At 72.2% G+C, this 26,900-nt stretch carries 27 protein-coding genes; 13 read left to right on the forward strand and 14 right to left on the reverse strand.

The features are described from left to right. Positions 1–64 precede the first annotated feature (64 nt). From AB0N17_RS26305 to AB0N17_RS26315, 3 genes are read left to right on the forward strand one after another with little or no spacing between them, the layout of a single operon-like run. Positions 65–982: an AraC family transcriptional regulator gene (locus AB0N17_RS26305; protein ID WP_366013955.1), complete on the forward strand. Its 918-nt coding sequence runs from the start codon at positions 65–67 to the stop codon at positions 980–982. A 50-nt stretch (positions 983–1,032) separates the two neighbouring features. Then, the gene (locus AB0N17_RS26310) at positions 1,033–1,914 is read left to right on the forward strand and encodes an AzlC family ABC transporter permease (protein WP_366014046.1); all 882 of its coding nucleotides are present in this window, start codon (positions 1,033–1,035) and stop codon (positions 1,912–1,914) included. After that, the gene (locus tag AB0N17_RS26315; protein WP_366013956.1) at positions 1,911–2,219 is read left to right on the forward strand and encodes an AzlD domain-containing protein; all 309 of its coding nucleotides are present in this window, start codon (positions 1,911–1,913) and stop codon (positions 2,217–2,219) included. The genes AB0N17_RS26310 and AB0N17_RS26315 overlap by 4 nt, the downstream gene beginning before the upstream one ends. 33 nt (positions 2,220–2,252) lie before the next feature. On the opposite strand, the gene AB0N17_RS26320 is transcribed toward AB0N17_RS26315, so the two are convergent. Continuing rightward, positions 2,253–3,197 carry a hypothetical protein gene (locus AB0N17_RS26320; protein ID WP_366013957.1) on the reverse strand — a complete coding sequence of 315 codons (945 nt, stop codon included), beginning with the start codon at positions 3,195–3,197 and terminating at the stop codon, positions 2,253–2,255. An 80-nt stretch (positions 3,198–3,277) separates the two neighbouring features. Between AB0N17_RS26320 and AB0N17_RS26325 the strand changes: the two genes are divergently transcribed. Next, the gene (locus tag AB0N17_RS26325; RefSeq protein ID WP_366013958.1) at positions 3,278–3,472 is read left to right on the forward strand and encodes a DUF3046 domain-containing protein; all 195 of its coding nucleotides are present in this window, start codon (positions 3,278–3,280) and stop codon (positions 3,470–3,472) included. A gap of 163 nt (positions 3,473–3,635) precedes the next feature. Continuing rightward, positions 3,636–4,883 (forward strand): AI-2E family transporter, encoded by a 1,248-nt coding sequence (locus AB0N17_RS26330; RefSeq protein ID WP_366013959.1) that lies wholly within the window; start codon positions 3,636–3,638, stop codon positions 4,881–4,883. A 42-nt stretch (positions 4,884–4,925) separates the two neighbouring features. On the opposite strand, the gene AB0N17_RS26335 is transcribed toward AB0N17_RS26330, so the two are convergent. Continuing rightward, on the reverse strand, positions 4,926–5,669 hold the full coding sequence (locus AB0N17_RS26335; RefSeq protein WP_366013960.1) for a hypothetical protein: 744 nt from the start codon (positions 5,667–5,669) through the stop codon (positions 4,926–4,928). Positions 5,670–6,006: 337 nt separating this feature from the next. On the opposite strand from AB0N17_RS26335, the gene recA reads away from it, so the two are divergent. From recA to AB0N17_RS26350, 3 genes are all read left to right on the forward strand, one after another. Then, entirely contained in the window at positions 6,007–7,134 is a 1,128-nt protein-coding gene (recA, locus tag AB0N17_RS26340; RefSeq protein ID WP_366013961.1) for a recombinase RecA, read from the forward strand. 3 nt (positions 7,135–7,137) lie between these two features. Next, positions 7,138–7,989, forward strand: coding sequence for a recombination regulator RecX (gene recX, locus AB0N17_RS26345; RefSeq protein ID WP_366013962.1), 852 nt, complete (start codon positions 7,138–7,140; stop codon positions 7,987–7,989). Positions 7,990–8,253: 264 nt separating this feature from the next. Further along, positions 8,254–10,782, forward strand: coding sequence for an ABC transporter permease (locus AB0N17_RS26350; RefSeq protein ID WP_366013963.1), 2,529 nt, complete (start codon positions 8,254–8,256; stop codon positions 10,780–10,782). A 68-nt stretch (positions 10,783–10,850) separates the two neighbouring features. On the opposite strand, the gene AB0N17_RS26355 is transcribed toward AB0N17_RS26350, so the two are convergent. From AB0N17_RS26355 to AB0N17_RS26390, 8 genes are all read right to left on the reverse strand, one after another. After that, positions 10,851–11,273 carry a rhodanese-like domain-containing protein gene (locus AB0N17_RS26355; RefSeq protein ID WP_366013964.1) on the reverse strand — a complete coding sequence of 141 codons (423 nt, stop codon included), beginning with the start codon at positions 11,271–11,273 and terminating at the stop codon, positions 10,851–10,853. Beyond that, entirely contained in the window at positions 11,270–11,860 is a 591-nt protein-coding gene (locus AB0N17_RS26360; protein WP_366013965.1) for a cysteine dioxygenase, read from the reverse strand. The genes AB0N17_RS26355 and AB0N17_RS26360 overlap by 4 nt, the downstream gene beginning before the upstream one ends. Positions 11,861–11,935: 75 nt before the next feature. Next, entirely contained in the window at positions 11,936–12,022 is an 87-nt protein-coding gene (locus tag AB0N17_RS26365; protein WP_313960178.1) for a putative leader peptide, read from the reverse strand. 77 nt (positions 12,023–12,099) lie between these two features. After that, positions 12,100–13,704 (reverse strand): FAD-dependent monooxygenase, encoded by a 1,605-nt coding sequence (locus AB0N17_RS26370; RefSeq protein ID WP_366013966.1) that lies wholly within the window; start codon positions 13,702–13,704, stop codon positions 12,100–12,102. A gap of 177 nt (positions 13,705–13,881) precedes the next feature. Continuing rightward, positions 13,882–14,784, reverse strand: a complete 903-nt coding sequence (locus tag AB0N17_RS26375; protein ID WP_366013967.1) for an amino acid ABC transporter permease — start codon at positions 14,782–14,784, stop codon at positions 13,882–13,884. Continuing rightward, complete coding sequence (locus AB0N17_RS26380) at positions 14,781–15,446, reverse strand: amino acid ABC transporter permease (protein WP_366013968.1); 666 nt, start codon at positions 15,444–15,446, stop codon at positions 14,781–14,783. Before AB0N17_RS26380 ends, AB0N17_RS26375 begins: the two co-directional genes overlap by 4 nt. Positions 15,447–15,569: 123 nt before the next feature. Continuing rightward, positions 15,570–16,403: a glutamate ABC transporter substrate-binding protein gene (locus AB0N17_RS26385; RefSeq protein ID WP_366013969.1), complete on the reverse strand. Its 834-nt coding sequence runs from the start codon at positions 16,401–16,403 to the stop codon at positions 15,570–15,572. A gap of 79 nt (positions 16,404–16,482) precedes the next feature. Continuing rightward, on the reverse strand, positions 16,483–17,259 hold the full coding sequence (locus AB0N17_RS26390; protein WP_366013970.1) for an amino acid ABC transporter ATP-binding protein: 777 nt from the start codon (positions 17,257–17,259) through the stop codon (positions 16,483–16,485). Between the two features lie 291 nt (positions 17,260–17,550). Here AB0N17_RS26390 and AB0N17_RS26395 point away from each other — a divergent pair, with 291 nt between their 5' ends. Continuing rightward, positions 17,551–18,237: a response regulator transcription factor gene (locus AB0N17_RS26395; protein ID WP_366013971.1), complete on the forward strand. Its 687-nt coding sequence runs from the start codon at positions 17,551–17,553 to the stop codon at positions 18,235–18,237. A 9-nt stretch (positions 18,238–18,246) separates the two neighbouring features. Further along, positions 18,247–19,662 (forward strand): HAMP domain-containing sensor histidine kinase, encoded by a 1,416-nt coding sequence (locus AB0N17_RS26400; RefSeq protein ID WP_366013972.1) that lies wholly within the window; start codon positions 18,247–18,249, stop codon positions 19,660–19,662. Here the strand turns inward: AB0N17_RS26400 and AB0N17_RS26405 are convergent. After that, positions 19,659–20,657 (reverse strand): TAXI family TRAP transporter solute-binding subunit, encoded by a 999-nt coding sequence (locus tag AB0N17_RS26405; RefSeq protein WP_366013973.1) that lies wholly within the window; start codon positions 20,655–20,657, stop codon positions 19,659–19,661. The genes AB0N17_RS26400 and AB0N17_RS26405 overlap by 4 nt on opposite strands. 153 nt (positions 20,658–20,810) lie before the next feature. On the opposite strand from AB0N17_RS26405, the gene AB0N17_RS26410 reads away from it, so the two are divergent. Then, positions 20,811–21,239, forward strand: coding sequence for a MazG nucleotide pyrophosphohydrolase domain-containing protein (locus tag AB0N17_RS26410; RefSeq protein ID WP_366013974.1), 429 nt, complete (start codon positions 20,811–20,813; stop codon positions 21,237–21,239). Between the two features lie 290 nt (positions 21,240–21,529). Here the strand turns inward: AB0N17_RS26410 and AB0N17_RS26415 are convergent, their stop codons facing one another. The 3 genes from AB0N17_RS26415 to AB0N17_RS26425 all read right to left on the reverse strand — a co-directional run bounded on the left by AB0N17_RS26415 (position 21,530) and on the right by AB0N17_RS26425 (position 24,076). Further along, entirely contained in the window at positions 21,530–22,969 is a 1,440-nt protein-coding gene (locus AB0N17_RS26415; protein WP_366013975.1) for a hypothetical protein, read from the reverse strand. A 202-nt stretch (positions 22,970–23,171) separates the two neighbouring features. Continuing rightward, positions 23,172–23,609, reverse strand: coding sequence for a MarR family transcriptional regulator (locus AB0N17_RS26420; protein ID WP_366013976.1), 438 nt, complete (start codon positions 23,607–23,609; stop codon positions 23,172–23,174). Between the two features lie 107 nt (positions 23,610–23,716). Beyond that, entirely contained in the window at positions 23,717–24,076 is a 360-nt protein-coding gene (locus AB0N17_RS26425) for a DUF6204 family protein (protein ID WP_366013977.1), read from the reverse strand. Positions 24,077–24,239: 163 nt separating this feature from the next. Here AB0N17_RS26425 and miaB point away from each other — a divergent pair, with 163 nt between their 5' ends. Together miaB and AB0N17_RS26435 are read left to right on the forward strand one after the other, a co-directional pair. Then, entirely contained in the window at positions 24,240–25,769 is a 1,530-nt protein-coding gene (gene miaB / locus AB0N17_RS26430; RefSeq protein ID WP_366013978.1) for a tRNA (N6-isopentenyl adenosine(37)-C2)-methylthiotransferase MiaB, read from the forward strand. A 304-nt stretch (positions 25,770–26,073) separates the two neighbouring features. Beyond that, positions 26,074–26,829 (forward strand): class III extradiol dioxygenase subunit B-like domain-containing protein, encoded by a 756-nt coding sequence (locus AB0N17_RS26435; RefSeq protein ID WP_366013979.1) that lies wholly within the window; start codon positions 26,074–26,076, stop codon positions 26,827–26,829. Positions 26,830–26,900: the final 71 nt, after the last annotated feature.

Raw genomic sequence — 26,900 nt, forward strand, 5'->3', positions numbered from 1 at the left:
GCCGCGGCCGGCTCCTGGCGGTGGGGCGCAGCGGGCTGCGGGCGGTGGGGCGGAGAATGGGGGCATGGCGGGTACAGCGGGACGGCGCGGGGACCGGCCGGGTGAGGGCCGGGCGGCCGACGACCGGGCGGCCGATGACCGGGGCCGGCGGCCGGCGGAGCGGGCGCGGCACTGGCGGTACGAGGAACTGCCCGGTGTCGATCTGCTGCGGGCCCGGTACATACACAAGACCTTCGTGCGGCACACCCACGAGCACTTCGTGATCGCGGCCGTCGCCGACGGCGTCGAGGTCTTCCAGCACCGCGGCTCCGACGTGTCCGTGGGCGCGGGAGCCCTCGCCCTGGTCAACCCCGACACCCCGCACACCGGCCGGGCCGGCGTCCCCGAGGGCTGGCGGTACGGCGCGGTCTACCCCTCGCCCGACGTGGTCGCCGCGATCGCCGCCGAGACCACCACCATCCGCGGCACCCCGGGCTTCGTCAGCCCCGTCCTCGACGACCCCTACACCGTCCGCCTGGTCCACCAGGTGCTCCGGGCCGCCGACGAGGGCAACGCGCTGGCCGCCGACACACTGCTGCGGGTCGTCGTGACCCGGCTGCTGCGCCTCAACGGCGGACCGCTGCCGCAGCGGCGGACCCGGCCGGCCGGAGCCCGCGTCGCCGACCGCGCGCGTGCCGTGCTGGAAGAGCGGATGGCCGCGCCGCCGACCCTCGAACAGCTCGCCACCGACCTCGGGACCGGCCCGTTCGCGCTGCTGCGGGCGTTCCGTGACGTCCACGGCATGCCGCCGCACACCTGGCTGACCGACGCCCGCGTGCGCCGCGCACGGCTGCTGCTGGACGCGGGGACGACACCGGCCGAGGCGGCCGTCGCCGTCGGCTTCACCGACCAGCCCCACCTCACCCGGCACTTCGCCCGGATCGTCGGCGTGCCCCCGGGCGCCTACCAGCGCGAGCGCAAGAACGTACAAGACGCCGGCTGACGGCCACCCGTAGCGTCCGGGGCGTGGCACAGCAGACAGCACGCGCGGACATGACCGCCGACGGTGCGCAGGAAACGGAAAAGCCGGACAAGGCGGTGGTGCGGGACGCCCTCGGGGTCGGCATCGCCGTGGGCCTGTCCGGATTCGCCTTCGGGGTGACCTCGGCCGGCAGCGGACTCGGGCTGCTCCAGAGCTGCGCGCTCAGCCTTCTGGTGTTCACCGGTGCCTCCCAGTTCGCGCTGGTCGGAGCGCTCGCCGCCGGGGGCGGTCCGTTCACGGCCGCCGCCGGGGCCTTCTTCCTGGGCGTGCGCAACGCGTTCTACGGGCTGCGCCTGTCGCAGGTGCTCGCTCTCCCGCGCGCGGTGCGGCCGTTCGCCGCCCAGTGGGTGATCGACGAGACCACGGCGGTCACCCTGGCGCAGCCGACCCGGCGCGCCGCGCGCATCGGGTTCACCGTCACCGGGCTCTCCCTGTACGTGCTGTGGAACCTCACCACGCTGCTCGGCGTGCTGGGCGCGAAGGCCATCGGCGACACGCGCGCGTGGGGCCTGGACGCGGCCGGCCCCGCCGTGTTCCTGGCCCTGCTCGCGCCGATGCTGAAGACGGCCACCGAGCGCACGGTCGCGGGCCTCGCGGTGCTGCTGGGCCTCGGCCTGCTGCCGGTCCTGCCGGCCGGTGTGCCGGTCCTGGCGGCGGCGCTGGCGGCACCGGTCGCGCTCTACGCCGAGGGCCGGCGCAAGGGGCGTGCGCGCGGGGACGTACCGGGTGGACCCCGTGGGTCCGTGAAATCGGGCCCGCAGGGAGGGTCCGCCGTATCGGGAGTGCAGGAGGGGGACGCCGCGTCGGGCGCGCAGGCGGGTCCGGCCGCGTCCGGCGTACAGGCAGGACCGGCCGCCTCGGGCGTACCGGAAGGATCGGAGGAGGACCGGTGAACACCTGGATCGCGATCGGCGTGACCGTCCTGGGTTGCTACGCCGTCAAGCTCGCCGGGCTGCTGGTGCCCGCGGGCGCGCTGGAGCGACCGGTCGTGCGGCGGCTCGCCGCCCTGCTGCCGGTCGCCCTCCTCGCCGCGCTCACCGCACAGCAGTCGTTCGCCGACGGGCACGCGCTCGTGCTGGACGCCCGGGCCGCCGGGCTCGGCGCGGCCGCCGTGGCCCTGGTGCTACGGGCACCGTTCCTGCTGGTCGTCGCCGCCGCGGTGGTGGTGACGGCGGGCGTACGGGCTCTCGGCGGGTGAACGGCGGCCCGCCGGAGGGGGGCAGGAGCCGGTTCAGCCCACGAAGCGGCCGTGGGCCCGCAGCGTGCGCAGCGCCTCGATCGTGACCATGGAGCGTGCCTCCAGCGCGGGGGCCGCTGCCCAGTGGCGCCAGCGGACCGGCCACCCGCCGTCCTCTTCCTGCTCGGCGGCCAGCCGGTCCAGGGAACGCGCCATCTCGTCGTCGGTGAACCACGCGCGCGCGAGCGAGTCCGGGGTTCTGGCGAAGTCGTGCGGGAAGTGGTGCTCGCCCGGGGCGTAGCCGGAGGCGACCGGGTAGGCCTCGAGCCGGTCCGGGTCCAGTGCCGCGAGCCGCTGGTCGCGCACCAGGCGGCCCAGCCGGTCGGCGGCGGCCTCCGCACGTGGGCGGTCGGGAACGGTGTCCAGGAAGGCCACGGCCGCCTCCACCTCGTAGGGGTGGGACTTGTCCAGGCTCTCCACCGCCTGCCAGCAGAAGTCCGTGGCCCGGAACAGCCAGGCGTGCCACACCTCGTTGCGGTGCAGCAGCCCGACCACCGGTCCGGTGGCGAGCAGCTCGCTGGGAGGGTCGTCGACGACCGGGACGAACGGTGCCGCCGGATAGCCGCGCTGGCTGGGACAGACCGCCGGCAGGGCGCCGTCGGCGGTCGAGACGGACGTCAGATAGCGGCACACGCGCTCCACCCGCTGCCCGCCGCACCGCCCGACGGCGTCCAGGACCCGCAGGGCGTGAGCGGTGTGCAGGGGCTGGCTGACAGGTCCGCGCAGATCGGGCTCCAGCGCGTGCCCGTAGCCGCCGTCCTCGTTGCGATAGGCGTCCAGCGCCGTCTCCACCGCGGCCGCGGCGCCGTTCAGGAAGTGGTACGCGAAGAGGTGCTGCTCCAGCACGCGCGCGGTGAGCCACACGAACTGTTCGGCGCGGAACAGCGGGGAGCGTGCCGGGGGCGTGCAGGGGAGTGGGGAAGCTCCGGTTTCGGCCATGCGTCAGACCGTAGGGCGGAAAGCGTTCTCGCAAGGCCGTCCCGGGCAGGCCCCACCCCCAGGGGCGGGATACTGGAGTCATGCGGTTGACGGTCTTCTGGCAGCGGATGGCGGAACACTTCGGTCCGGGGTACGCCGACACCTTCGCGCGCGATCACGTCATGTCGGAGCTGGGCGGGCGCACCGTGAACGAGGCGCTGGACGCCGGCTGGGAGGCGAGGGACGTCTGGCGCGTCGTCTGCACGGTCATGAACGTGCCGGGCGAGAGGCGCTGACGCGGACCTCGGAGTCTCGCGTCCTTCCCCTCCTGCGGACGGGGCGCGGAACGGTGACCGAAATGACCCGATCGTCCGGGAAGGGTTGCACGCTACGGCACTGATCGGTCACGAAAACCGCAGGTGGGCGCCGGTTGTCGGTGACGTGGGCGAGACTGGGTCCGTGGCACCCACTGACGAGGACAACGAGTCGCCCACCCGGTACACGGCACCGACCGGTACGACACCGCATGACCGGCCTCCGGCCCCCGGCGCCGTCGCCCCGGCCGGCCGCATGCCGCGCTGGCTGCCGCGCGCCATGGTGCTCGCACTCGCGCTGATCGCCTCGTTCCAGCTGGGCAGCTGGGCCTTCCACCAGCTGACCGGGCTATTGATCAACATATTGATCGCGTTCTTCCTGGCCCTCGCGATCGAGCCGGCGGTGAGCCGGATGGCCGCCCGTGGCATGCGCAGGGGGCTCGCCACCTTCCTGGTCTTCCTCGCGCTGACGGTCGTGACCGCGGGGTTCGTCGCCTTGCTCGGCTCCATGCTGGCCGGCCAGATCATCAAGATGGTCGAGGGGTTCCCGGACTACCTTGACTCGCTCATCCACTGGATCAACGAGACGTTCCACACGCAGCTCAGAAGAGTGGACGTCCAGGAGGGCCTGCTCCACTCCGACTGGCTGCGCAAGTACGCGCAGAACAGCGCGGCCGGCGTCCTCGACGTGTCCGCACAGGTGCTCGGCGGGCTGTTCCAGATGCTGACGGTCGGGCTGTTCTCGTTCTACTTCGCAGCCGACGGCCCCCGGCTGCGCCGCGCCCTGTGCTCCGTCCTGCCGCCCGCGCGCCAGGCCGAGGTGCTGCGCGCCTGGGAGATCGCCGTCGACAAGACGGGCGGCTACCTCTACTCGCGCGGCCTCATGGCGCTCATCTCCGGCATCGCCCACTACATCCTGCTCCAGGCCCTGGGCGTGCCGTACGCGCCCGTGCTCGGCGTCTGGGTGGGCCTGGTCTCGCAGTTCATCCCCACCATCGGGACGTACCTCGCGGGCGCCCTGCCCATGTTGATCGCGTTCACCGTGGATCCCTGGTACGCGGTGTGGGTGCTGGTCTTCGTCGTGGTCTACCAGCAGTTCGAGAACTACATGCTGCAGCCCAAGCTGACCGCCAAGACGGTCGACATCCACCCGGCGGTCGCCTTCGGCTCGGTCATCGCCGGCACCGCGCTGCTGGGCGCCGTCGGCGCGCTGATCGCCATCCCCGCGGTGGCCACCCTGCAGGCGTTCCTCGGGGCCTACGTGAAGCGGTACGCCGTCACGGACGACCCGCGGGTGCACGGGCACCGGGGCCGCGGGCCGGGCGGTCCGGGGCTGATCGCGCGGGTGCGGCGACTGTGGGACGGGCGGCCAGGCCTGGAGGAGTCGTCGTAGGCCGGCCCGCCTGGGCCCGGTCCGCCGGGCGTCTTCAGCCGCTCAGTACGTGAGCACCGCCCACACCATCGCTCCGGCGACGGCCGCCGCGTAACAGCCGGCCGCCGTGGTGACGATCCGCAGGCGCACCGGCTCGCTCCAGGGGGAGCGGGACAGCAGCCAGGCCAGCAGGGGCAGGACGAGGACCGCGTGCAGGCTCACGCCGTGCAACGGCTTGAGCGGGGCTGTCGAGTGAAAGGCGGCCTCCTGGTGGCCGGTCCGGGTCAGTACGACCCCGCGCGCGATCATCGCCGCACCCGAGGCCAGCGCCACCAGCAGGATCGCGAAGCCGGAGCGGACGGCGAGGGACATGCCGGCGGGGCCCGTCGGGCGGTGCCGGAAGGACGCGACGGCGAAGACGGTCAGCAGGGCGACCAGTACACCGCCGCCCACCGCGAGGGTCATGGACACCGCCGTGTCGAAGGGGGTCTCCATGTTCAGATGCGAGGGCACCCGGCGCCATGCCTGGAGGGTGATGCCGCCCACCTCCACCACGCAGTCGGCGGCGAAGACGAGCAGCAGGACCGAGCGCAGCCGCGCGCCGACCCGCAGATACGACGTCACCCAGGTGATCGCCATCAGGGTCAGCCCGAAGGAGAGCCCGAAGGTGACCGGCTTGCGCCAGGACACGGGGCCGTCCCAGGGGCCGCCGTCGACCGCGAACACCACCAGGTGCGCGAGGCCCGACAGGACGAGGAACAGTCCCGTCGCATGACAGAGACGGTCGGTGGCGCGCGGAATCTTCATGGCCCAAGGCTCCCGGGAGCGGGCCGCGAGGTCGTCCTCCGGCCGAAGGCAGTCGCGCTGCACCGCCGGGAGTAGGGGCTCGACCGCCGGTCCGGGCCGACGGCCCCGCTTCCCCGCGCCGGCCTCGGGGTGCCGTCGTGGCGCGCTTGACACCAAAATCGAACATCCATTCTCATGGAGGCTCAGGCGAGGCTTTCGGCAAGAGACTTCGTCCCGATTTGCGGGGAGAAGTACCTCGGTTATCCACAGGCTGGGCCTGCGTCGGGGCGCATTGTCAGTGGCAGGCGTTAGCGTCTTTGACGTGAAGCGATCGACTCAAGCAAACCGGGTGGAACCCATGGCAGGAACCGACCGCGAGAAGGCGCTCGACGCCGCGCTCGCACAGATTGAACGGCAATTCGGCAAGGGCGCGGTCATGCGCATGGGCGAGCGGTCGAAGGAGCCCATCGAGGTCATCTCGACCGGCTCGACCGCACTCGACGTCGCCCTCGGTGTCGGTGGCCTCCCGCGCGGCCGTGTCGTCGAGATCTACGGACCGGAGTCCTCCGGTAAGACGACCCTGACCCTGCACGCCGTGGCCAACGCCCAGAAGGCCGGTGGCCAGGTCGCGTTCGTGGACGCGGAGCACGCCCTCGACCCCGAGTACGCGAAGAAGCTCGGCGTCGACATCGACAACCTGATCCTCTCCCAGCCGGACAACGGCGAGCAGGCCCTGGAGATCGTGGACATGCTGGTCCGCTCCGGCGCCCTCGACCTCATCGTCATCGACTCCGTCGCCGCGCTCGTCCCGCGCGCGGAGATCGAGGGCGAGATGGGCGACAGCCACGTCGGTCTCCAGGCCCGGCTGATGAGCCAGGCGCTGCGGAAGATCACCAGTGCGCTCAACCAGTCCAAGACCACCGCGATCTTCATCAACCAGCTCCGCGAGAAGATCGGCGTGATGTTCGGCTCCCCCGAGACCACGACCGGTGGCCGGGCGCTGAAGTTCTACGCGTCGGTGCGTATCGACATCCGCCGCATCGAGACCCTCAAGGACGGCACCGAGGCGGTCGGCAACCGCACCCGCTGCAAGGTCGTCAAGAACAAGGTCGCGCCGCCCTTCAAGCAGGCCGAGTTCGACATCCTCTACGGCCACGGCATCAGCCGCGAGGGCGGCCTGATCGACATGGGCGTGGAGCACGGCTTCGTCCGCAAGGCCGGCGCCTGGTACACGTACGAGGGCGACCAGCTCGGCCAGGGCAAGGAGAACGCGCGCAACTTCCTCAAGGACAACCCCGACCTGGCCAACGAGATCGAGAAGAAGATCAAGGAGAAGCTGGGCGTCGGTGTCCGGCCGGAGGAGCCCGTTGCCGAGCCGGGCGCGGACGCGGCGGTGACCACCGCGGCCGAGGACTCCGCCAAGGCGGCGCCCGCCACGGCAGCCGCCAAGGCCACCAAGCCCAAGGCCGCCGCAGCCAAGAGCTGACCCGTGACACGACGAACCGACTGGGCCGAGTACGAGTACGCCACCCCCGGTGCCCCACGGGGGAGGGGCACCGGGGATCACGGGGACTCCGCCGCGGACGGTGACGGCGGGTACGGACGTGACGAGCACGGCGCGTACCGCTCCGCCGGTGCCCAGGAGGGCGACGGCATCCACCCGGACGGCGCGGCCGACGAGCCGCACGGGGGCGGCTCGCCCGGCCGTGGCGCCGGGGGCCCCGCCGGTCCGCGAGGCGGGCGGGGACGCGGCGGTCGGCGGCGGCGCGGCTTCGGGGACGCGCCCGGTGAGGACGAAGGCGCCCCTTCCTCGTCGAGGGCCGAGCGGGGGGAGTCTTCAGGGGACCCGGCTGAGCGGGCCCGGGCGATCTGCCTGCGCCTGCTCACCGGGACCCCGCGCACCCGCAAGCAGCTCGCGGACGCCCTGCGCAAGCGGGAGATCCCCGAAGAGGTGGCCGAGGAGGTGCTGTCGCGGTTCGAAGAGGTCGGCCTGATCGACGACGGCGCGTTCGCGGACGCCTGGGTGGAGTCCCGGCACCATGGCCGGGGGCTCGCCCGGCGCGCACTCGCCCAGGAACTGCGCACCAAGGGGGTCGACTCGACGCTGATCGACGAGGCAGTCGCCCAGCTCGACTCCGAACAGGAGGAGGCGACCGCGCGCGACCTCGTCGCCCGCAAACTGCGCGCCACCCGCGGCCTCGACCGCGACAAGCGGCTCCGCCGCCTCGCCGGCATGCTCGCCCGCAAGGGCTATCCGGAGGGCATGGCCCTCCGTGTCGTCCGTCAGGCTCTGGCGGAGGAGGGCGAGGACGCGGAACTCCTCGGAGACGGGGACTTCTGACGTCCGGGTGCCCCGTCCGGCGCGGCGGGGCCGGCCGGACGGCCATCGGTGTGTGCCACGAAGGGCCACCGGTCGGGCGCGCATGATTGTCATGGGCATGTCGTCTTGGTGGGGGTAACCCCCGGCGAAGACGCCGGGCCACCGCAGTGCTCTCCCACCCCCGCGCGGGCGAGTCTGTACGCACACTCCGGACCACGGCACACACGGCCGAGGCCGGACGTGTACGACACAACCCACACGCACAACAGAAGAGAGCCCTCCCCGATGATGCTGCGTTACGCCCTCCGGACAGTCCGCGCCCGAAAGGCCGGCTTTCTCGGCGCCTTCCTCGCCCTGATGTGCGCTGCCGCTCTGATCACCGCGTGCGGGACGCTGCTCGACACCGGCCTGCGCGGCACCATCCCCACCGAGCGCTACGCCGCCACTCCCGTGGTGGTCTCCGGCGACCAGTACGTCCACCAGACCACCGTCAAGCACAAGCACGGCAAGACCAAGGTCAAGCACAAGGCGAAGCCCATCGCCGAGCGCGCCTGGCTGCCCGCCCGCCTGGGCAGCAGACTCGCCCGCCTCCCCGGCGCGGCCCGGGTCGTACCCGAACTCACCTTCCTGGCCCAGCCGTCGACCCCGGCCGGAACCGGTGGCCGTACCGCCTACGGGCATGCCTGGGACTCGGCCGCGCTGACGCCGTACCGGCTGACGGCGGGCAGCCCGCCCACCTCCGACGGCGACCTGGTCGTCGACGACTACCTCGCGGCACGGGCGCATCTGCGCCCCGGCGACCGTCTCACCGTGCAGTCCACGCAGGCCCCGCGCCGGTACCGGATCACCGGTGTCGCCACTCCGGCCACCGCGGTACGCCACCAGACGTCCCTGTTCTTCTCCACCGCCGAGGCCCGCCGGCTGGCCGCACACCCGGGCCAGGTCACGGCGTTCGGGGTGCTGCCGGCCAAGGGAGCCGACCCCGAGCGAGTGCGGCAGGAGGCGGTCCGGGCGCTGCACGGCACCACCGCCCAGGTCGGCACCGGAGACGCCCGCGGACCGGTCGAGTTCCTGGACGCGGCCGCCGCCCGTGTCCGTCTGGTCAGCATGGGCGGCGCCATGGGTGGCACCTCGCTGCTCGTGGCCGTACTCGTGGTCGTCGGCACCTTCGCGCTCACCGTCCAGCAGCGCCACCGCGAACTCGCCCTGCTCCGCGCCATCGCCGCCACGTCCGGACAGATCCGTACGCTGCTCGGCCGGGAGGCGCTGATCGTCGGCGCGGCAGCGGGCACCACCGGCGCACTCCTCGGGCTGCCGCTGGGCGGCTGGCTGTACTCCCGGTTCGTCGCCCTCGGCGCCGTGCCCGCCACGCTGGAGCGCACCGTCAGCGCCTTCCCCCCGCTCGCCGGCCTCGCCGCCACCCTTCTCGGTGCCTGGGCCGCTGCCCGGATCGCCTCGCGCAGGGTCGCGAGGATCCGCCCGGCCGAGGCCCTCGCCGAGGCCAAGACCGAGCGCGCCCGCCCCGCCTGGGGCCGCCTCGCGGCCGGACTGCTGCTGCTCGCAGGGGGAGGTGTCCTCGTCGCCGTCCTCGGCGCCCTGCGCACCGAGGCCGCCTCGACCCCCGTCACCTTCCTCGCCGTCATCATCCTGTCCACCTCCGTCGCCCTCCTCGGTCCCCTGCTGGTCAGGACGGCCGCGCTGCTTCTCGCCGGACCGCTGCGGCTCACCGGTCACGGCGGCCGGCTCGCCACCGCCAACCTGCGGGCCAACGCCGCCCGTATGGCCTCCGTCGTCACCCCTCTCACCCTGCTCGTCGGTATGACCTGCACGGTCCTGTTCGTCCAGTCCACCCTCGGCGACGCCGCCCGCACCCAGGCGCGCGAAGGTGTCAAAGCGGACTGGGTGGTCGCCGCCCAGGGCCCCGGCGTCCCCGGGGAGGCCGCACAGCGGCTGCGCGCCCAGCACGACACCGTCACCGAAGTGGTCCGCACGACCGTCCGCGTCGGCCTCGACAAGTACCCCGCGCAGGGCGTCACCCCGGCCGGGCTGACCCGCACCTGGGACCCGGAGGTCACCGCCGGCTCCCTCGGCCGGCTCGCCCCCGCAACGGTCGCCGTCAGCAAACTCGCCGCCGACCAGCACCACTTGAAGCCCGGAAGCACCCTGAAAGTCACGCTCGGCGACGGCACGCCCGCCACGCTCACCGTCGCCGCCGTCTATGCCCGCGGTCTCGGCTTCGGCGACCTCACCTTCGCCCACGACCTCATCGCCCGCCACGTCGACAACCCGCTCGCCTCCTCCGTCCTCGTCGGCTCAACCCGTACACAGACACAACTCGCGACTACACTCCGTGAGTTCCCGGGGCTGAAAATTCTTTCGCCGGCCGCCGCCGACGGCCTCCACGCCGAGCAGCAGCAGACAAACGCCGAGGTCAACTACCTGGCCATGGGACTCGTCCTGGCGTTCACCGCCATCGCCGTCGTCAACACCCTCGCCATGTCCGTCGCTGAACGTGTCCGGGAGTTCGCCCTGTTGCGCCTCGCCGGCGCGACCCGTCGCCAGGTGCTGCGCATGCTGCGCACCGAGACGCTGTCCGTGCTGCTCCTCGCCACCTCGCTCGGCAGCGGAATCGCTCTCGCCGTACTCACCGCGTTCAGCCTCGGCATGACCGGCCGGGCGGCCCCCAGCGTCACGCCGCTGCTCTACGTCAGCGTCGTCGCGGTGGCCGGCCTCCTCGCACTGGCGGCCGGTGCCGTACCGGGGCGTGCGGCGCTGCGGGTGCGCGCGGTGACGGTGGCCACGGCACAGGAATAGCGCGAAGAGGGGGCGGTGGGGCGCTGCCGACGTACGTCACCCGTACCGTCGGCAGCGCCCCGTAGCCGTCATGGCCGTACCGGCTCCACCGGCTCCACCGGCAGCCCCGCCGTCCGCCAGGCCTGGAATCCGCCCACCAGGTCCGTCGCCCGGTGCAGGCCCAGCTGGTGCAGGGAAGCGGCGGCGAGGCTGGAGGCGTAGCCCTCGTTGCAGATCACCACGACCCGCAGGTCGTGCCCGGTGGCCTCCGGGAGACGGTGGCTGCCCTGGGGATCGAGGCGCCACTCCAGTTCGTTGCGCTCCACGACCAGGGCGCCGGGGATCAGCCCGTCGCGTTCACGCAGGGCCGCGTACCGGATGTCGACCAGCAAGGCGTCGCCGTTCTGCGCCGCCTCGTGCGCCTCCGGTGCCTCGATGCGCTGGTATCCGGCGCGCACACGCTCCAGCAACGTGTCGATGCCGACCGGCGGCCGACGGGTGGTGGTGCTCACTGCCAGTCCTCCGGGCGCTCGACCTGCTCCAGGCGCAACACTTGGCCGGCGCGACTGTAGCGGCGCATCTGCGGCAGGGGCGGGTAATAGGCGTGCACGGAGACCGCGTGTCGGTCCGGCGACTCGTTGAGCACCTCGTGCACATGGTGACGGTCGAACGCGCGGCCCTGTCCGGCGGACAGCCGGCGTTCGCGGTCCACGCCCTCGGCCAGTTCCAGGGTCTTCCAGCCGTCGGTCGGCAGCCGCGCGGCGAGCGAGTTCTCCTTGAGCTCGCCGGCGGCGGTGAGGAAGGCGCCGACCGAGTCGGCGTGGTCGTGCCAGCCGGTGCCGGTGCCGGGCGGCCAGCCGATCAGCCAGGCCTCGCTGCCGCGCGGCCCGTTCAGCCGCACCCAGGTGCGGCCCTCCGGGTCGAGCGGAAGGGAGGCGATCAGCTCGGCGTCGGCGGCCGTACGCCGCACGAAGTCGAGAAGGTCCGCCTGGGTGGGCGCCGGGCCGCCGGCAGCGGGGGAAGCGGAAGAAGCAGGGGACGCGGAAGAAGCAGGGGACGCGGAAGAAGCAGGGGACGTGGAAGGAGAGGAGACAGACACGTTCACCGTCCTGAGGCCTGATGAAGGTTCGCCGAACGGGCGCGCGACGGCGCCCGGAGAAAAGGGATGCGAATTTCAGCAGGACGGGCGACACACGCAGCCCGCATAGCGGACGAGGTCCATATGGACCCTCCGCCACAGGCGCACACAGGTGTCGGTCACGATCCGGAGTACAGCATGCGGCCGCAGCGCGGTCAACTCACTGTCACCATGTGGACCGGGGGCGACGGGTCTCCCGGTCAGCGCACGCCGGAGCCGGCCTGCGCCTCCTCCTTCACCGCGCCGCCCAGGGTGGCCTCCGCCGCCGCGTACAGGTCGGCCGGCCGTACCCCGTTCAGCGCGGTGACCAGGTGGCCGTCGGGGCGCACGAGCAGCACGCTGTGCGCCGGCGCACCCGGGTAGCTCTCGGCGACCAGCAGCTCCGCCCGACACGGCAGCGCGGTCACGGCGGCCGCGAGCCGGGGCATCACTCCGGCGGACATCCAGTGCTTCCGGTCCCACACGCCCGTACCCGGTGCGATCAGCACGACGAGCAGGGCCCCGCGGCCGAGCCGATCGCGCAGTTGAACGAAGGAACCGTCCTCCGCCGTGACCCGCACGTCGGTGACCGCGGCGCCCGGCGAGGTGTCGACCGCGATCTCGGCCTCCAGATGCCGGGGTGCGAGCGGCGAGTCGGCGTACGCCCCCGGCGCTCCCACCGAGCCGCGCCCCAGATGACCGTCCGTGAGCAGCGCGTCGTGTCCCCGGGAGGCGCCCGGGACGATCTGCCGCAGACCGCCACCCCCGCGCAGCACCGGCAGCGCCTGGTCGGCGGCGCGCAGCCGGGCCGCGACCACCGCGCGGCGCTCGGACTGGTAGCTGTCCAGCAGCGCCTCGTGTGCGCCGTGGTGCCAGGCGGTACCCAGCTTCCAGGCGAGGTTGTCCGCGTCCCTGAGGCCCTCGTCCAGCCCCTGGGTGCCGAGCGCGCCCAGCAGATGGGCCGCGTCCCCGGCGAGGAAGACCCGGCCGACGCGCCACCGGCGGGCCAGCCGGTGGTGCACCGTGTGGACACCCGTGTCGAGCAGCTCGTACGCCGGTTCGGAAACGCCCGTCCAGCCCGCGAGGGTCTCGCGGATCCGGGCCAGCAGGACCTCGGGCGTGACCAGGTCCTTGCCCGGCGGCAGCAGCCAGTCCAGGCGCCACACACCGCCGGGGAGGGGGCGGGCGGTCACCTCCCCGGCCGAGGGCCCGGACTGCCGCCACGGCGGCATCCGATGGAGCAACGTCCGGCCCTCCCCGGGAAGTTCCGCACGCAGCGCGGCGACCGCGTGCCGCTCCACCGCCGTACGGCCCGGGAAACGGATGTCCTGGAGTTTGCGCACGGTCGAACGGGGGCCGTCACAGCCGACGAGGTAACTGCCGCGCCACCAGGTGCCCTTGTCGCCACGCGTGTGTGCGGTGACGCCGGAACGCTCCTGCTCGATCGCGTCCAGGCGGCTGTCCACGACCACCTTCACCAAGGGCTCGTCGGCGACGGCCGTGCGCAGGGCGTGGGTGAGCACGTGCTGGGCGACGTGCAGCGGGGCCGCGGGGTCCGCCTCGTCGAAGGTGAACTCGTTGATCACCTGCTTGCGCCGCAGGGAGCGCCATCCGGCCCAACGCACGCCCTGCTCACCGAGCGCCGCCGCGGTCAGCCGCTCCAGCAGGGCGGCCGTGTCCTCGCGCAGGACGACCGTGCGCGCCGGACGTGGTTCGTCCTTGCCCGGTCCCTCGTCCAGGACGACGGAGGGCACCTCCTGGCGGGCCAGCGCCAGGGCGAGCGTGAGCCCGACGGGCCCCGCTCCGACGATGATCACCGGGTCCACGGCGCGGCGCCCCCTGCCCGTGACGATGCCCTGACGGAGACAAGTGAACAGGAAGGTGGAGCGGGGTGCACGATCACAGAACGTATGCAACCCATTGGCAGAGTTTGCGTCAAGCGACCAGGGGCAGTGGCGATCATGCCACTGCCCCTGTGAGCCGTACGGGTGAGTGCCGGAGCGTCAGGCGTACGTGCCGGTGCCGAGGGTGCCGCCCACCGCGGCCGGGTTCAGCTCTTCCATGTCGTCCGCGCCGAGCACCGCACCCGTGCTGCGCTTGCTGCGCCGCAGCCGGCGCTCCAGCCAGCTCGCGAAGGACGTCAGGGCGAAGTTGAGCACGATGTAGATGGCCGCGACGACGATGAAGCTGGCGATGACGTTGGCGTAGTTGGCCGCGAGGGTGCCGCGCTCGCTGAGCAGCTCTCCGAACCCGATCATCACGCCGCCGAGCGCCGTGTCCTTCACGATGACGACGAGCTGGCTGACGATGGCCGGCAACATCGCGGTGACCGCCTGCGGGAGCAGGATGGAGCTCATCGTCTGCCCCTTGCGCAGACCGATCGCGTACGCCGCCTCCGCCTGCCCCTTGGGCAGGGAGAGGATGCCCGCGCGGACGACCTCGGCGAGCACCGAGGCGTTGTAGAGCACCAGGCCGGTGACCACCGCGTACAGGGGCCGGTCGTCGCTGGTGACCTGCGTGTAGCGGTTGTAGAACTCGTTGGCGAACAGCATCAGCAGCAGCACCGGGATGGACCGGAAGAACTCGACCACCACGCCCGCCACGATGCGCACCCAACGGTGGTCCGACAGGCGGGCTATGCCGAAGACGGCGCCCAGCGGGAGGGCGATGACCATGGCCAGAGCCGCCGCCTTCAGGGTGTTCGTGAGGCCAGGCAGCAGGTACGTCGTCCAGGCCTCGGAGGTGGTGAACGGCTGCCACAGCGCCCACTTCAGCTGCTGCTTGTCGTCCATCGTCCGCCAGACCCACCAGACCAGTGCGGCCAGCAGGACGAGGAAGACGACGGAGAGGAGGGCGTTGCGCCGCTTGGCGCGCGGGCCGGGAGTGTCGTAGAGGACGGAACTCATCGCTTCACCGCCAGTCGGTTGCCGAGCCAGCCCAGGAGCAGTCCGACGGGCAGGGTGAGGATCACGAACCCGAGGGCGAAGACGGCGCCGATGGCCAGCGTCTGGGCCTCGTTCTCGATCATGGTCTTCATCAGGGTCGCGGCTTCGGCGACGCCGATGGCGGCCGCGACGGTGGTGTTCTTCGTCAAGGCGATCAGGACGTTGGCCAGCGGGCCGATGACCGAGCGGAACGCCTGGGGCAGCACGATCAGACGCAGCGTCTGATGGAAGTTCAGTCCGATCGCGCGGGCGGCCTCGGCCTGGCCGAGCGGCACGGTGTTGATGCCGGAACGGATCGCCTCGCAGACGAACGCGGCCGTGTAGGCGATGAGCCCGAGGACGGCGAGACGGAAGCCCTGGACCTTGAAATCGGAAGCGCCCAGCGTCATGCGGAAGATGTCGGCGAGACCGAGGGAGGCGAACAGGATGATGATCGTCAGCGGGATGTTGCGGACGATGTTCACGTAGAGCGCGCCGAATCCGCGCATGATCGGGACCGGGCTGACCCGCATCGCGGCGAGCAGGGTGCCCCAGACCAGGGAGCCGACCGCGGAGAGCGCGGTGAGCTTCACCGTCATCCAGAACGCCCCAAGGACGTCGTAATCTTGAAGAAAGTCGAACACGATCTCCCGCGCTTCCGGGTGTGTGGCGTACGTGGAGGGCAGGGCGCGCCGCCGGGACAGCGGCGGCGGCGCGCCTTCGGACCCTGCGTCACCCGCCGGAGTGAGCGCCGGCGGAGTTCCGCGTTACTTGACGATCTGGCCGATCTTCGGCGCGGGCTCGTTCTTGTAGTTCGCCGGGCCGAAGTTCTTCGCCACGGCGGCCTTCCAGGAGCCGTCGCTGACCATCTTCTCCAGCGCCTTGTTGATCTTGTCGAGGGTCGCGGAGTCGCCCTTCTTGACGCCGACGCCGTAGTTCTCGTTGCTCAGCTTCAGACCGGCGAGCTTGAACTGGCCCTTGTACTTGTCCTGCGCGGCGAAGCCCGCGAGGATCGAGTCGTCGGTGGTCACCGCGTCCACGGCACCGCTCTGGAGGCTGGCGATGCACTCCGAGTAGGAGCTGTACTCCTTCAGGTTGGCCTTCGGAGCGATCGTGTCGTGGATGTTCTGCGCCGAGGTGGAACCGGTCACGGAGCACAGGTTCTTGCCGTTGAGGTCCTTGGCCTGGACGATCTTCGAGCTCTTCTTGAGCAGCAGGTCCTGGTGGGCCAGCAGGTACGGGCCGGCGAAGTCGACCTTGGCCTTGCGCTCGTCGGTGATCGAGTAGGTCGCGGCGATGAACTTCACGTCCCCGCGCGCCAGCGCGTTCTCGCGGTCGGCGCTCTTGGTCTCCACGAACTGGATGTCGCCCGGCTTGTAACCGAGCTCCTTGGCGACGTACGTGGCCACGTCCACGTCGAAGCCCGAGTAGGAACCGTCGGGCTGCTTCAGGCCGAGACCGGGCTGGTCGAACTTGATGCCGATCTTGATCTTCTTGCCGCTGTCCGAGCCGCTGTCCGACTTGTTGCCGCCACACGCGGTGGCGCCCACGGTGAGGGCGAGTACGGCGGCCGACGCGGCGGTGACCTTGCGGAGCTTCATGCTGAACATCCTTCGAATGGTGAGGAACGAGGTCCGTTGGGAAAAGCGACCCTGGGCTGCGGGAGCCGGGCCCGCACCGTCAGTGGTGCAGGATCTTGGACAGGAAGTCCTTGGCCCGGTCGCTGCGCGGGTTGCTGAAGAACTGGTCGGGCGCAGCCTGTTCGACGATTCGGCCGTCGGCCATGAAGACCACCCGGTTCGCAGCCGAACGCGCGAAGCCCATCTCGTGGGTGACGACGACCATCGTCATGCCCTCACGGGCGAGCTGCTGCATGACCTCGAGGACCTCGTTGATCATCTCGGGGTCGAGCGCCGAGGTCGGCTCGTCGAAGAGCATGACCTTCGGGCCCATCGCCAGGGCCCGCGCGATGGCGACGCGCTGCTGCTGGCCGCCGGACAGCTGGGCGGGGTACTTGTCGGCCTGTGTGCCTACGCCGACTCGGTCCAGCAGGGACCGGGCCTTCTCCTCGGCCTGCTTCTTGTCCGCCTTGCGGACCTTGAGCTGACCCAGCATCACGTTCTCGAGCACGGTCTTGTGCGCGAAGAGGTTGAAGGACTGGAAGACCATGCCGACGTCGGCCCGCAGCCGGGCCAGCTCCTTGCCCTCCTGGGGCAGGGACTTGCCGTCGATCGTGATGGTGCCCGAATCGATCGTCTCCAGGCGGTTGATGGTGCGGCACAGCGTCGACTTGCCGGACCCGGAGGGCCCGATGACCACGACGACCTCGCCGCGGGCGATCGTCAGGTCGATGTCCTGGAGCACATGCAACGCGCCGAAGTGCTTGTTGACGCTCTTCAGGACGACCAGTTCGTCGGAAGCGGCCCCGTCTTCCTTGGCCACCGATACTTTGGTCATCGCTCTCGGGCTCCGTCCTCCTCGGTTTCGCAGGACAGTAGTAAGCGGCTGTGACCTGCGTCATCACATCTGAGGGAGATCTGAGCATCACGATCCGATAGCAATCGGACACGTGTCGTAGCAGTTGTCCCACGCGCGCGTATCGGCCGGATAACTAAAGCGCCGGGCAACCGGATGCCTCTTGACGCCGTCCTTATCCATCGGCGTCACTGCCATGGTGCACGCGCGCGTGTGCGCTACGAGACCGATGAGAACCGGGACCGTACGACCGCTGAACCGGAGGGGGCTGGGATGAGACTGCTGCTCGTCGAGGACGACAACCACGTCGCCGCGGCCCTGTCCGCCGTCCTGGCCCGGCACGGCTTCGACGTGACCCACGCGCGCAGCGGCGAAGAAGCCCTGCAGGCCCTCGTCCCCGAGGGCGACGGTTTCGGCGTCGTGCTGCTCGACCTCGGCCTGCCCGACCAGGACGGCTACGAGGTCTGCGGCAAGATACGCAAGCGCACCAGCATCCCGGTGATCATGGTGACCGCGCGCTCCGACGTCCGCTCCCGCATCCACGGGCTCAACCTGGGCGCCGACGACTACGTGGTCAAGCCGTACGACACCGGAGAGCTGCTCGCCCGTATCCACGCCGTCAGCCGGCGCACCGTCCAGGAGGACCCGGCGGGCGGCGGCGACAGCGCCCTGCACCTCGGTTCCGTCCGCATCGAGCTGCCCACCCGGCAGGTCAGCGTGGACGGTTCGGTCGTCCAACTGACCCGCAAGGAGTTCGATCTGCTCGCCCTGCTCGCCCAGCGCCCGGGCGTGGTCTTCCGGCGGGAACAGATCATCAGCGAGGTCTGGCGCACCAGTTGGGAGGGCACCGGACGCACCCTGGAGGTGCACGTCGCCTCCCTGCGCGCCAAGCTGCGCATGCCCGCGCTGATCGAGACCGTACGCGGCGTCGGCTACCGCCTCGTCGCCCCGGCCGCCTAGCGGGGACGGGTGCGCGCACGCCTCCTGCCGCTGCTCATCGTCCTGCTGGCGGCCGTCCTGCTCGCGCTCGGCGTGCCGCTCGCCCTCAGCGTGGCCGCCGCCGAGCAGCAGAAGGTCGTCGTCGACCGGATCGACGACACGGCACGCTTCGCGGCGCTCGCCCAGTTCGTCACCGACGGCCCCAGCGGCTCCCGTCGCACCAGCACGGACGAGCGCTGGGAGGCGCTGCGCAGCGAGCTGCAGAGCTACTACGGCGTCTACGGCATCCGCGCGGGCGTCTTCTACCGCAACGGCTCCGCGATGGCCAACGCACCCGGCGACTGGTTCGTACCGCGCAAGGGCGAGGTGCGCGAGGCGTTCGACGAGGCGCTGCTCAGCCGGCGCAGCCACGACCCGCGGCAGGTGTGGCCCTGGCAGCACAGCCGACTGGTCGTCGCCTCGCCGGTGATCCGGGACGGGGACGTGGTGGCGGTCGTGGTCACCGACTCACCCACCGGGCAGATGCGTTCACAGACGCTGCGCGGCTGGCTGCTGATAGCGGCCGGCGAGAGCGCCGCGATGCTCCTGGCCGTCGGCGCGGCGCTGCGGCTGACCGGCTGGGTGCTCAGGCCCGTGCGGGTCCTGGACGCCACCACCCACGACATCGCCACGGGCCGGCTGAAGTCCCGGGTCGCCGCGGCCGGCGGGCCGCCGGAACTCAGACGGCTGGCCCGCTCGTTCAACGAGATGGCGGACAACGTCGAGGACGTGCTGGAGCAGCAGCGCGCCTTCGTCGCGGACGCCTCGCACCAGCTGCGCAACCCGCTCGCGGCGCTGCTGCTGCGCATCGAACTGCTCGCCCTCGAACTCCCCGAGGGCAACGAGGAGATCGCCTCGGTCCGCACCGAGGGCAAGCGCCTCGCGCAGGTCCTGGACGACCTGCTCGGCCTGGCGCTGGCCGAGCACGCCGAGGCGGATCTGCGGCTCACCGACGTCGGCGCGCTGGCCGAGGAGCGGGTCGCCGCCTGGGCGCCGGCCGCCGAGGCCCAGGGCGTCCGGCTGACCGGTGACTGCCCGCCGACCACCGCCTGGGCGGATCCGATCACCCTGTCCAGCGCGCTGGACGCGATCATCGACAACGCCGTGAAGTTCACCCCCGAGGACGGCACGGTCACGGTGACCGTCGCCTCCGACGGCGACGCCTCGACCGTCGTCGTCACGGACACCGGGCCCGGCCTCACCGATGAGGAACTCGCGCGCGTGGGCGACCGGTTCTGGCGCAGCGGCCGTCACCAGAACATCAAGGGCTCGGGTCTGGGCCTGTCCATCACCCGCGCCCTGCTCGCGGCGGGCGGCGGGTCCATCGCCTACGCGCACCACGAGCCGAAGGGACTGTGTGTGACGGTGAGCGTGCCCAGACAGGTGGAGGGCGATCCCGCGGACTAGGGCTTCACCGAGCGGTAGTAGCGCCGGGCGCCCTCCTGGAGGGGCAGCGGATCGGTGTAGATGGCGGTGCGCACGTCGACCAGTTGGGCGGAGTGGACGTGGGCGCCGATGCCGTCGCGGCTCTTGATCACCGTACGGGTCATCCATTCCGTCAGCCGTGGATCCACGTCCGTGCGGGTCATCAGCACGTTGGACACGGCGATCGTCGGCACCTCGGTGCCCTGCTGGACGGTGGGATAGGCCGACTCGGGGATGTTGGCGGCCCGGTAGTAGCGCGCCTCCTCGCCCTGGCCGTGCAGCCTGGTGACGACCTCCCCGTCGATCGGTACGAACCTGAAGGCGCCCTTCTTCGCGAGCGACAGCAGCCCCTTCGTGGGCAGGCCACCCGACCAGAAGAAAGCGTCGATCTTCCCCTGCTCCAGCTGGTCCGGGCCGGTGTCGATGCCGTCCGCGACCGGTGTGATGTCCTTCCGCGGGTTGATGCCGGCGGCCTTCAGCACCCGGTCGGCGATCAGCCGCACCCCGGAGTCGGGCAGCCCGGTCGCCACCCGCCTGTGCCGCAGATCGGCGACGCTGTGGACGTCCGAGCCGCTCGGCACGACGAGGTGCACGTAGTCGTCGTAGAGCCGGGCCACGCCGCGCAGCCGTCCGGCGCCGGTTCCGTGGCGCAGTTCGTACGCCTCCACCGCGTCGGCCGCCGCGATGGTGAAGTCGGCCTTGCCGGTCGCCACGCGCTGGACGTTCTCCTGCGATCCGGCGCTGTTGAGCAGCTTCACCTTCAGACCGGGCATGTCCCTGCCCAGCTCGCTGCGCAGCCGCTCGCCGTACTCCTGGTAGACGCCCCGGGGCGTGCCCGTGCTGAAGACGATCGTCCCGCTCGGCGGCTTCTCGCCCAGGGGCAGCAGCCACCACGCCAGCAGCCCGAGAGCCACGACACCGACAGCCGCGCACTGCAGCGTTCGACGCCTGCTGACACGGGGGAACACCTTGGACATGCGGCGATCCTGCCAGTGGGACGCTGCCCTGAACAGGGCCGGGGTCACTTCGCGGGAGTACCTGAGGGACGGAGCGCGGGCACGTGAGGGGCGGGCCGGTGGCAGGGGCGCGGGGCGGCGGGCGGTGTCAGTGGTGGCCGTTAGAGTCGCCGTATGAGCCCTTCGCCCGCCGACCTCGTCCGTGAGTTCCACCGCGCCTTCGGCCTCGACGCCCGCAGTACGCCGACGGAGGTGGCCCCCCAACTCGCCGCGCACCGTGGGGAGCTGCTCGCCGAGGAGGCCGCGGAGGTGGCCGAGGTCTCCGTCGAGGGCCCGTTGGACCGGCTCGCGCACGAGCTGGCGGACGTCGTCTACGTGGCGTACGGCACCGCTCTGGTCCACGGCATCGACCTGGACGAGGTGATCGCGGAGATCCACCGCGCCAACATGAGCAAGCTCGGCCCGGACGGACAGGTCGCCCGCCGGGCCGACGGCAAGGTCCTCAAGGGCGAGCACTACCGGACCCCGGACGTGTCGGCCGTACTGCGCCGGCAGGGCTGGAGACCGGCGGCGCAGCAGGGTGCGCCGGGCGGGTGCGGCTAGGCCATCTCCTTCGGACGTTGCCGGGGTCGCGCGGAAAGCCCTGTCGGCCGGAGCCGGCCTGATCCGAAGGAAAGGACCTGGGGGCGGGAGCGGCCGGCGGGCGCTCGCCGGGGCCGGCGCGCCGGGGGGAGGGGCTTCGGCGGCCCGGAGCCCCGGAGCCCCGGGCCGCGCCCTCGCCGCGCGCCCGCAGCAGGGCTTTCCGCGCGCCCGCAGCAGGCCTTTCCGCCGGCGCGCGGGAAGGTCCTTCCGCCCGGAAGAGACGTACGAGCCCCGGCGGGCCCGCGCCCGGTCTACCGACTCCCTCGTGCCCCCTGTCCCGGCAGAGTGCCGCCCGCCAGCTTCCACTCGCGATGCAGGGTGCCCAGGGGCACGTCCCGCCGGATGATCGGGGTGCCGAAGACGGACAGCTGGAAGCGCAGGGTGCCGGAGAGGTCGAGCCCGCCGTACACCGCCCAGTCGGCCTGGGGGGCGGCCCCGCCGCTCTCGGCGGAGGCGGTGGCCTCGCCGCGCAGATAGGGGGCCAGGTCGGCCGTGACGCCCACGGTGCCGTAGAGGCCCACCGAGGCCTCGGCGCCGAGTGCCGTCTTCACGTTCCCGGCGCTGGTGACGGAGGCGTGCACGGGCGTGCTCGACAGGTCCGAGGAGCTGACCGGCGTCCAGCCCTTGGCCGGGGCGAAGGTACCGCCCGCGGTGAAGCCGCCCTTGAGGCTCTGCTCGACGTCGACGGTGACCTTCCCGTCGCCACTGATCTGGACGTAGCAGGTCAGGTCGAGGTTGACGACGACGGGGACGGGGCCGACCTGCAGGACGGGGTCGGCGTGCAGCTTGGCGAACGGGATCCGCAGCGGCGTACCGGTGGCCGCCGCGGCCCGGCCCCTGACCGCCCAGCCGGAGGTCCATCGGCCGGACACACCGAGGTAAGCCGATCCGGGCGCCGCGTCGGTTCCCGTGCCGCCGTACGCGAAGTCGACCTGAGGAGCGACCTGGACGAACCCGTCCACGGAAGCGGTCGCCGAGGCCGGAGCTTCCGCTGCCGTCGGCACCTGGGCGCGCACGTCGAGCCTCAGGCTGCCGAGCGGAACCTTCGCGCCCTGGGGGCCGATGTGCACGTCACCGGCCTTCGACCAGGACACCTTCACATCGGGCAACAGCTTGTCGACGGCGAAGGACGAGGGGTCGACCGGAACGCCTCCCCTCGCCGTGTCGTCGCCCAACAACGCGTTGAGGGTGGCCGGTTCCGTCTGCACCTCGGTGCCGTGGTCCGTCTCACCGAGCACCTTGGTGACCTTGGCGAGCAGTCCGTGCGGCGCCCCCGGCGCGGGCGCGCTGGCGATCACGTCGCCCACGGTGGCCTGATGCGAGGGGGCGGAGGTGGGGGAGGGCGCGGAAGGGGTGGGCGAGTTCGCCTGACCGGGCCGGTGAGGAGGCCGGTCGGTGATGACGGCCCGTCGGGTGTGGCCGTCGTACGAGCTGACGGCGAGCGTGGTCCGGTGCGCCCGCCGTGCGGAACCGGTCGGGCCCGCCGTGGCGGTCGCGGTCGCGGCGGGAGCGGCGGCGACGGTGAGCGAGTGCCGCGTGCCGTCGGAGGGAGAGGGTGTGGCCCGCAACTGCTCGGCAGCCGCGGGCTGTTCGGCGTGCGGCGCGGGCGCGGAGCAGGCCGCGGCCAGGAAGAGGGTGGTCACGGCGAAGGCGGGCAGCAGGCTACGCCTGTGCCTCGTGCGTCTGCGCAAGGTAGGTCCTGGAAAAGGTGGGGGGTGGCAGAGAGGTACCGACGCTCGGGCTACTCAGGGGTAGAACCGGGCGGTAACTCGGTGACGGGCCATGAGCATGCCACGCACATGCTCATAGGCCCCTCACATTCCGGCCACAACTCAACGTGACCTGAACCACGGCGAGTTCAGGCCGTGGTGTCGGTGACCGGAAACCGGGTGCTCACAGCAGACCGGTGCCGCCGAGGCGGCTGAGCAGGCCCGCGAGCAGTGCGATGTCCTGCGTGTTCCAGCCCGGCGCCGCGAAGAGGTCCGCCGCGGTCTCCTCCGCCGTCGCCAGCATCTCCCGCAGCCGCTCCCGGCCCGTACCGGTCAGCGACGCGTAGGCCACGCGCGCGTCCCGGGCATCCGGTTCGCGGCTCACCAGCCCGATCCGCTCCAGCGGGGCCAGCCCCCGGGTGACCCCGGAGGCCGTCAGTCCCAATGCCTCCGCGAGGTCGACCCGGCGCATCCGCCCGCCGGGAGCCCGGCTCAGCCGCAGCAGCAGGGTGAAGTCGGCGAGGCTGACCCCGTGCAGACCGCTCAGCCGGGCGTCGAACCGCCGTACGAGCGCGGCCTGGGCCCGCATCAGCCGCAGGGCAGCGTCCAGGGGCTCGCTCATGTCCGGCCGTCCCCCTTCCTCGCCTTCCTCGGCGCGCCGTTCCTCGTCACGCCGTTCCCCGCCATGTTCATTGCCATCTCCTTGACTGCTCAAGTTTATGGGCGAGGTCAGAAGCCGTTCGCGCGGGCGGCGCGCCGCTGCCGCTTGCCGAGCGGCGCCTGGGCGAGGTCCTCGGCGGTGGAGCGGAGGTTCTTGAAGCCGTAGCCACGCTCGCCGAGCCATGCCTTCGCCGTCTCCTCGGCCTGCTCGGTGGCCTCCAGGATGTCCTCCTCTTCCTCCCCGGTGGCGGCGAAGCGGAAGACGAAGGCCGGCCGGGCGGCGATGTCGTAGGTGAGGGTGCCCTCGGGGGTGAAAGCGGCGCGCAGCACGTCGTGCTGGGCGGCGTCGGCCAGCAGCGCGGCGCGCTGTTCGTCGGTGAGGCCGTCGAAGACGCCGCGGACGGTGATCCGGAAGGTGCGGGTACTCATCTCGCGACCATAGGGGCGGGGGCGTGCAACCTCCACCGGGTTTTCGGGGGGCCGCCCGGCTCACCTGCCCGCCGTTCCCGGGGCCCGGCCCTGGCGTACCGGGCGTGCGCCCCCCGTCGGCAGCCCGGACGGAGGCCTCCCGGGGACCGCCTACCCTTGAGGCATGACCAGCAGCAGCGACCGGAGCCCGGCAGTGGACGTTCACGCACCCAAGAGCTACGAGATCCGCACCTACGGGTGCCAGATGAACGTCCACGATTCCGAGCGCTTGGCCGGACTGCTCGAGGACGCCGGGTACGTGCGGGCCCCCGAGGGCGCGGACGGGGACGCGGACGTGGTCGTGTTCAACACCTGCGCGGTCCGGGAGAACGCCGACAACCGCCTGTACGGCAACCTCGGCCGGCTCGCGCCCAGGAAGGCGTCGCGGCCCGGGATGCAGATCGCGGTCGGCGGCTGCCTCGCGCAGAAGGACCGCGACACCATCGTGAAGAAGGCGCCCTGGGTGGACGTCGTCTTCGGCACGCACAACATCGGCAAGCTGCCGGTCCTGCTGGAACGCGCGCGCGTGCAGGAGGAGGCGCAGGTCGAGATCGCCGAGTCGCTGGAGGCGTTCCCCTCCACCCTGCCGACCCGGCGCGAGAGCGCCTACGCGGCCTGGGTGTCGATCTCCGTCGGCTGCAACAACACCTGCACCTTCTGCATCGTCCCGGCCCTGCGCGGCAAGGAGAAGGACCGCCGCCCCGGCGACATCCTGGCCGAGGTCGAGGCGCTGGTCGCCGAGGGCGTCTCCGAGATCACGCTGCTCGGGCAGAACGTCAACGCCTACGGCTCCGACATCGGCGACCGCGAGGCGTTCAGCAAGCTGCTGCGGGCCTGCGGCACCATCGAGGGCCTGGAGCGGGTCCGCTTCACCTCCCCGCACCCGCGCGACTTCACCGACGACGTCATCGCCGCCATGGCCGAGACCCCGAACGTCATGCCGCAGCTGCACATGCCGCTGCAGTCCGGCTCGGACACGGTCCTGAAGGCGATGCGCCGCTCGTACCGGCAGGAGCGGTACCTCGGCATCATCGAGAAGGTGCGCGCCGCCATCCCGCACGCGGCGATCACCACCGACATCATCGTGGGCTTCCCGGGCGAGACCGAGGAGGACTTCGAGCAGACCCTGCACGTCGTCCGCGAGGCCCGGTTCGCGCAGGCCTTCACCTTCCAGTACTCCAAGCGCCCCGGCACCCCGGCCGCGACCATGGACGACCAGATCCCCAAGGAGGTCGTCCAGGCGCGCTACGAGCGGCTCGTCGCCCTTCAGGAGGAGATCTCCTGGGAGGAGAACAAGAAGCAGGTCGGCCGCACCCTGGAGCTGATGGTCGCCGAGGGCGAGGGCCGCAAGGACGGCGCCACCCATCGCCTGTCCGGTCGCGCTCACGACAACCGGCTGGTCCACTTCACCAAGCCGGAGCAGGAGGTGCGCCCCGGTGACGTGGTCACCGTCGAGGTGACGTACGCCGCCCCGCACCACCTTCTCGCGGAGGGCCCGGTCCTCGACGTGCGGCGCACGCGCGCGGGTGACGCCTGGGAGAAGCGCAACGCCGCCGAGGCCGCCAAGCCGGCGGGTGTCATGCTGGGCCTGCCGAAGATCGGGGTACCGGCTCCGCTGCCGGTCGCCACGGGCACCGGCTGCGGCTGCGACTGACCGGAGCGCAGCGGGGCCGAGGACGGGCCGGAGCGCAAAGGGGCCAAGGGCGCGGCGGTGAGGAACCGCCCGCCGCGCCGATGGAGTGAGGTCGCCCCCCCCGGAAGGGCTGGGCCCGGTGGCCCGGGAACGTTCGGTCCGGCCGCCACGGAGCGCCGCGTCCGGCCGCCACGGAGCGCCGCGTCCGGCCGCCACGAAGTGCCGTGTCCGGCCGCCACGGAGCGCCGTGTCCAGTCGCCCGGAGCGCTGCCTCCTTTCGCCCCGGAGTGCCGTCTCCCGCGCGTACGGCGTTACCCTGCCGATCATGCTTGTCGCCGCCGCAGTCTGTCCTTGCCCTCCGCTGCTCGTGCCCGAGGTCGCCGCCGGCGCCGCGCCCGAACTGGACGCCGCTCGCGCGGCCTGCGTGGACGCGCTCGGCGTGCTCGCCGCCGCGCGCCCGGACCTGCTGGTGGTCGTCGGACCCGCCGAACAGAGCGGGGGCGGGCCGTTCGCGCAGGGGACGGCGGGCAGCTTTCGCGGATTCGGTGTGGACCTGGCCGTACGTCTGGGGGCCGCGCTGGGCACCGATCAGGCCCCCGATCAGGCCCCCGATCACGCCCCCGATCGCGCCGCCGAGCGCGAGCTGCCGGCCTCGCTGGCCGTCGGCGCCTGGCTGCTGGAGCGCACCGGCTGGGCGGATGCCCCGATCGAGGGGCTCGGTGTGGGCGAACCGCTCGCGCCCGAGCGGTGTATCCAGACTGGACGGGAGATCGGCGCCCGGGCGGAACGGGTGGCACTGCTGGTGCTGGGAGACGCCAGCGCGTGCCGGTCGGTCAAGGCGCCGGGGTATCTGGACGAGCGGGCGGCACCCTTCGACGCGGAGGTCGCGCGTGCGCTGGGAGCGGCGGACGTGGCGGCCGTGAAGGCCCTGGACGCGGAGCTGGCGGTCGAGCTGAAGGCCGCGGGCCGGGCCCCCTGGCAGGTCCTGGCCGGGGCCGCGGAGGACGCGGGCCTGAGCGGCGCCCTGCTGTACGAGGACGCGCCGTACGGCGTGGGGTACCTGGTGGCCACCTGGTCGTAGCGGCGGGCGCGCGGAACGGCGTACGTCCACAAAACGGCGGACGGCCGGGAGCCGTTCGGCTCCGCGACCGT

It is taken from the genome of Streptomyces sp. NPDC051133 (assembly GCF_040682635.1).
Taxonomy (GTDB): domain Bacteria; phylum Actinomycetota; class Actinomycetes; order Streptomycetales; family Streptomycetaceae; genus Streptomyces.